Source organism: Saliniramus sp. (genome assembly GCF_035311605.1).
Classification (GTDB): Bacteria; Pseudomonadota; Alphaproteobacteria; order Rhizobiales; family Beijerinckiaceae; genus Saliniramus.
Genome location: NZ_DATGCW010000278.1, coordinates 1 through 4,491 on the forward strand (window position 1 = coordinate 1; position 4,491 = coordinate 4,491).

A 4,491-nucleotide genomic window follows, 5' to 3' on the forward strand; every position below is an offset into this window, starting at 1 on the left:
TGGGACCTCCTGCGCGGCATCATCATCCATTCGGGTAACGATGCCGCTATCGCCGCCGCAGAGACGATTGCCGGGTCCGAGGGCGCTTTCGGGCGAATGATGACGCAGCGCGCCCGCAAACTCGGGCTGACACAGAGCTTCTTCACGAACGCGACCGGCTACCACGATCCCGATCAGGTCACGACCGCACGCGAACTCGCTTTGCTGACGCGGCATTTCATCGAGACATCGCCGGAGATCTACGCACTCTACGGCGAAGAGGAATTCGTCTGGAACGACATTCGCCAGCGCAACCGCAACCCCTTGCTCACCATGGGGATCGGCGCGGATGGCGTGAAGACCGGGTTTCTCTCCGAAGCGGGCTACGGGCTGGTCGGTTCTGCAGTACAACTCGACCAGCGGCTGATCGTGGTCGTCAACGGTCTCGAGAATGCTCGCGACCGCGCGCTGGCGGCGCGGCGTCTGCTGGAATGGGGCTTTCGCGCCTTTGAACCGCGCACGCTGTTCGCGGCCGGTGACGAAGTCGGCAGTGCGCGCGTTTATGGTGGCGAGATCAACTATGTCCCCCTTATCGCCAGTCGGGACGTGCGCGTGCTTCTGCCGCGCGGCACGGATGAGCGCCTTTCAGCGCAGATCGTCTATCGCGGGCCGCTGGCTGTGCCGGTGCGCGCTGGAGACGAGGTTGCAGTGCTGCGCGTGATGCGCGGTGATGCGCTCGCCCTCGAAATGCCCCTGCGGGCCGCGCAGGATGTGGAGCCGGGAACGCTCTCGCAGCGGGCGCTCGATGCGCTGTGGGAGCTCGGCGCCGGGGCCGTGCGACGGGCAATCTTCGGAAGCGAGAACGGATGAGCGGGCTGTTCATCACGCTGGAAGGCGGGGAGGGGGCCGGCAAGTCGACGCAGATAAGGCGCCTTGCCGCACGGCTTGAGGCACTCGGTCAGCGTGTGGTGGTCACCCGCGAGCCCGGCGGATCGCCTTATGCCGAGCGGATACGCGAGGCGATCCTGGCGGGTGAGGGCAAGCCGTTCGGGCCTTTCGCCGAGGCGCTGATGTTCTCCGCCGCGCGCCTCGATCATCTCGCACAGACGATCCGTCCGGCGCTCGCACGCGGCGATATCGTGCTGTGTGACCGCTTTTCCGATTCCACCCGTGCCTACCAGGGCGCGCTGGGCGAGATCGATGATGTGGAGCTCGCAGCGCTGGAACGCGTCGTCGTCGGCGAGACGCGGCCCGACCTCACGCTCATTCTCGATCTGCCGGCCGAGACCGGGCTTGCGCGCGCCAATGCGCGGCGCGGCCGACCGGATCAGAAGGCGGATCGCTTCGAGGCTGAGAGTCTGAATTTTCACAAACGCCTACGCGAGGCTTTTCAGTCCCTGGCGAAGTCAGATCCGCAGCGCTGCCGGTTGATCGCTGCTGATCGTGACGCCGAAGAGGTGGAATTCGCCATCTGGCAATGCATCAAGGATGAGTTCGCGCAAGAGTTGAATATCGCCACGCAAGCCACTGCAAAATAAAAATTATGCCGCAAGCAATCGAACCAGATCAACTCTCCGGCGCCCCGCATCCGCGCCACCGCTCCGTGCTGTTCGGCCAGGAGGCCGCAGAGCGTGCCTTTCTCACCGGATTTCGCAGCGGGCGCCTGCATCATGCCTGGCTGATCGGCGGCATGCAGGGGATCGGCAAGGCCACGCTCGCCTATCGGATCGCGCGTTTCGTGCTCGCTTATGGTCATGCACCCGAGCGCGCCGCCGATGACCTCGCCATAAGCCCTGACCATCCGGCAGCGCGGCAGGTTGCGGCCCTGTCGCATCCCGATCTCTTCATCCTGCGGCGGCTCGCCGCTACGGACAAGAAGGCTGCAACAACGACGATCCCGGTCGAACAGGTCCGAAAGGCCCTGCATCTGTTCGGCTCCACCGCCGCGGCTGCCGGCTACCGCATCTGCATCGTCGACAGCGCCGAGGATCTGACCCCACCCAGCGCCAATGCCCTCCTGAAGATGGTGGAGGAGCCACCCCCGCGCTCGCTCTTTCTGATCCTTGCCCATGAGCCGCGCCGGGTTCTGCCGACTATCCGCTCGCGCTGCCGCCGGCTTGATCTGGCGCCGCTTTCGCCCTCGGATCTGACCCACGTGCTCGAATCGATTGATACGGTGGCGGATGGGCCCGAGGCGATCGCCGCCGCCGTGAACCGGGCGGAGGGCTCGGCGCGGCGCGCCTTCGAACTCCTCGATCCGGCCAAGCGCGAGACCGTGGAGACGATGGAGCAATTGCTGGCGGATCTGCCGCGCGAGGATACCGGGCGCGTGCTCGCCTTCGCGGAAAAAATGGCCCGCAAAGGGGCCGAAGAAGAGTTCGCGCTGGCGCTGGAAACGTTGCAGAGCTGGGTCTCGGAACTCCTTCATCGCCATGCGCATGCCGGCGCGAGGCGGCTTGCGCCGCTGGTCGAGGTATGTGACAAGATCGCCCGCGCGGCGCGGGAGGCTGATATCTACAATCTCGACCGTCGCCCGCTCGTGCTCACCATGTTCGGCGATCTCGCCGGCGCCGTCCGGGCGCTTGAATGAGATCGTTTGCCCGTCTCTTCAAGAGGTTGCGCCGGATGGCTGCGAAGACGTACTATATCACCACCGCGATTTCCTATCCCAATGGCGCGCCCCATATCGGCCATGCCTACGAGGTCGTTGCGGCTGATGCCATCGCGCGGTTCAAGCGAATCGACGGCTATGACGTCTTCTTCATGACAGGGACGGACGAGCACGGCCTCAAGGTGCAGCAGACGGCGCGCAAGAACGGCGTCTCACCCAAGGAATTCGTGGACGGGCTCGCCCCGCAATTCGAGGCGATGGGTGAGAGGCTGAACTGCTCTTTCGACCGTTTCATCCGCACCACGGACCCCGATCACCTGCCCTCCACGCACGAGTTGTGGAAGCGAATGCAGGATTCCGGCGACATCTATCTCTCGAAATACGAGGGCTGGTACTCGGTACGCGACGAGGCCTATTTCGACGAGGGCGAACTCACGCTTCAGCCCGACGGCAGCCGCCTCGCGCCGACCGGAGCGCCGGTGGAATGGGTTGCGGAAGAGAGCTACTTCTTTCGCCTTTCCGCCTATCAGGACCGCCTGCTGGCGCATTACGCGGAGCATCCGGAATTCATCGGCCCCGACACGCGCCGCAACGAGGTCGTCTCCTTCGTCAAGCGCGGGTTGCAGGATCTCTCGATCAGCCGCACCACCTTCGACTGGGGACTGCCCGTGCCGGGTGACCCCAAGCACGTGATGTATGTCTGGGTTGATGCGCTCAACAATTACGTCACCGGCTGCGGCTTCCCCGACGAGAGCGGTCCGCGCTGGCGCTACTGGCCGGCGGATGTGCACATCATCGGCAAGGATATCGTGCGCTTCCATACCGTCTACTGGCCAGCATTCCTGATGTCCGCCGGCCTGCCTCTGCCCAAACGCGTCTATGGCCACGGTTTTCTCTTCAATCGCGGGGAGAAGATGTCGAAATCGGTCGGCAACGTCATCGATCCCTTCGCCCTGACCGACACCTACGGCGTCGACCCGCTGCGCTATTTCTTCATGCGCGAAGTGCCCTTCGGCCAGGACGGGAACTATTCGCACGAGGCCATCGTCAACCGCATCAATGCGGATCTCGCCAATGATCTCGGCAATCTGGCGCAACGCTCGCTCTCGATGATCGCCAAGCATTGCGCTGCGGCGGTTCCCGAGCCCGGCGCCTTCAGCGAGGCCGACCGCGCCATGCTCGGCCAGGCCGAGGCCTTGCCGGAGAAGGTGAGGGGGGCGATGGAGGATTTCGCCCTGCACCAGGCGCTCGCCGAGATCTGGGCCGTGGTCGGCGAGGCCAACCGCTATTTCGCTTCACAGGAGCCCTGGGCCCTGCGCAAGAGCGACCCTGCGCGGATGGGCACCGTGCTCTATGTCACGGCGGAAGTGCTGCGGATCGTCGGAATCCTGGTTCAACCCTTCATTCCGGATTCCGCATCTAAATTTTTGGATTTGCTCGCGGTTTCCCCAGAGCAGCGCCTCGTTGCGGCGATCGGGGAGGGCGGTCGTCTTGCGCCTGGCGCAGCGCTCCCGGCGCCGCAGCCGGTCTTCCCCCGTTTCATCGAGCCGGAAGCCTCGTGAGCTGCCCATGATCGTCGACAGCCATTGCCATCTCGATTTTCCGGAATTCGCCGAGGACCTGCCCGGAGTGCTCGCCCGCGCGGCGGCGGCGGGTGTGGGGCGCATGGTCACGATCTCGACGAGAGTGAAGAAATACGATACCTACCGCGCCCTCGCCGAAAGCGATCCGCGCATCTTCTTCAGCGTCGGCACCCATCCCCACAATGCCGGCGAGGAGCCGGATGTGCCGGTTGCAGATCTGGTGCGCCTGTCGGTACATCCGCGCTGCGTCGCGATCGGGGAGGCGGGGCTCGATTATTACTACGATAAAAGCCCGCGCGAAGTGCAGCGCGGCGTGTT

Annotated in this window: 5 protein-coding genes; all 5 read left to right on the forward strand. The window is 64.6% G+C overall.

Translation table 11 applies throughout. The annotated features are described in order from the left end of the window. Nucleotides 1–849: D-alanyl-D-alanine carboxypeptidase family protein (locus VKP01_RS12585; protein WP_324412787.1), on the forward strand; the 849-nt coding region annotated here is incomplete at its 5' end. Then, complete coding sequence (gene tmk, locus VKP01_RS12590; RefSeq protein WP_324412789.1) at nucleotides 846–1,517, forward strand: dTMP kinase; 672 nt, start codon at nucleotides 846–848, stop codon at nucleotides 1,515–1,517. The genes VKP01_RS12585 and tmk, both read left to right, overlap by 4 nt. Nucleotides 1,518–1,522: 5 nt before the next feature. Next, nucleotides 1,523–2,569 (forward strand): DNA polymerase III subunit delta', encoded by a 1,047-nt coding sequence (locus VKP01_RS12595; protein WP_324412791.1) that lies wholly within the window; start codon nucleotides 1,523–1,525, stop codon nucleotides 2,567–2,569. A 35-nt stretch (nucleotides 2,570–2,604) separates the two neighbouring features. Then, complete coding sequence (metG, locus tag VKP01_RS12600) at nucleotides 2,605–4,152, forward strand: methionine--tRNA ligase (RefSeq protein WP_324412793.1); 1,548 nt, start codon at nucleotides 2,605–2,607, stop codon at nucleotides 4,150–4,152. A gap of 7 nt (nucleotides 4,153–4,159) precedes the next feature. Beyond that, a partial coding sequence (locus tag VKP01_RS12605; protein ID WP_324412795.1) for a TatD family hydrolase occupies nucleotides 4,160–4,491 on the forward strand: 332 nt, incomplete at its 3' end.

What these genes read in the sequence shown, in the direction of transcription:
- metG (WP_324412793.1), top strand. Translation starts at nt 2,605, where the DNA reads ATGGCTGCGAAGACGTACTATATCACCACCGCGATTTCCTATCCCAAT.
- VKP01_RS12595 (WP_324412791.1), top strand. Translation starts at nt 1,523, where the DNA reads ATGCCGCAAGCAATCGAACCAGATCAACTCTCCGGCGCCCCGCATCCG.
- tmk (WP_324412789.1), top strand. Translation starts at nt 846, where the DNA reads ATGAGCGGGCTGTTCATCACGCTGGAAGGCGGGGAGGGGGCCGGCAAG.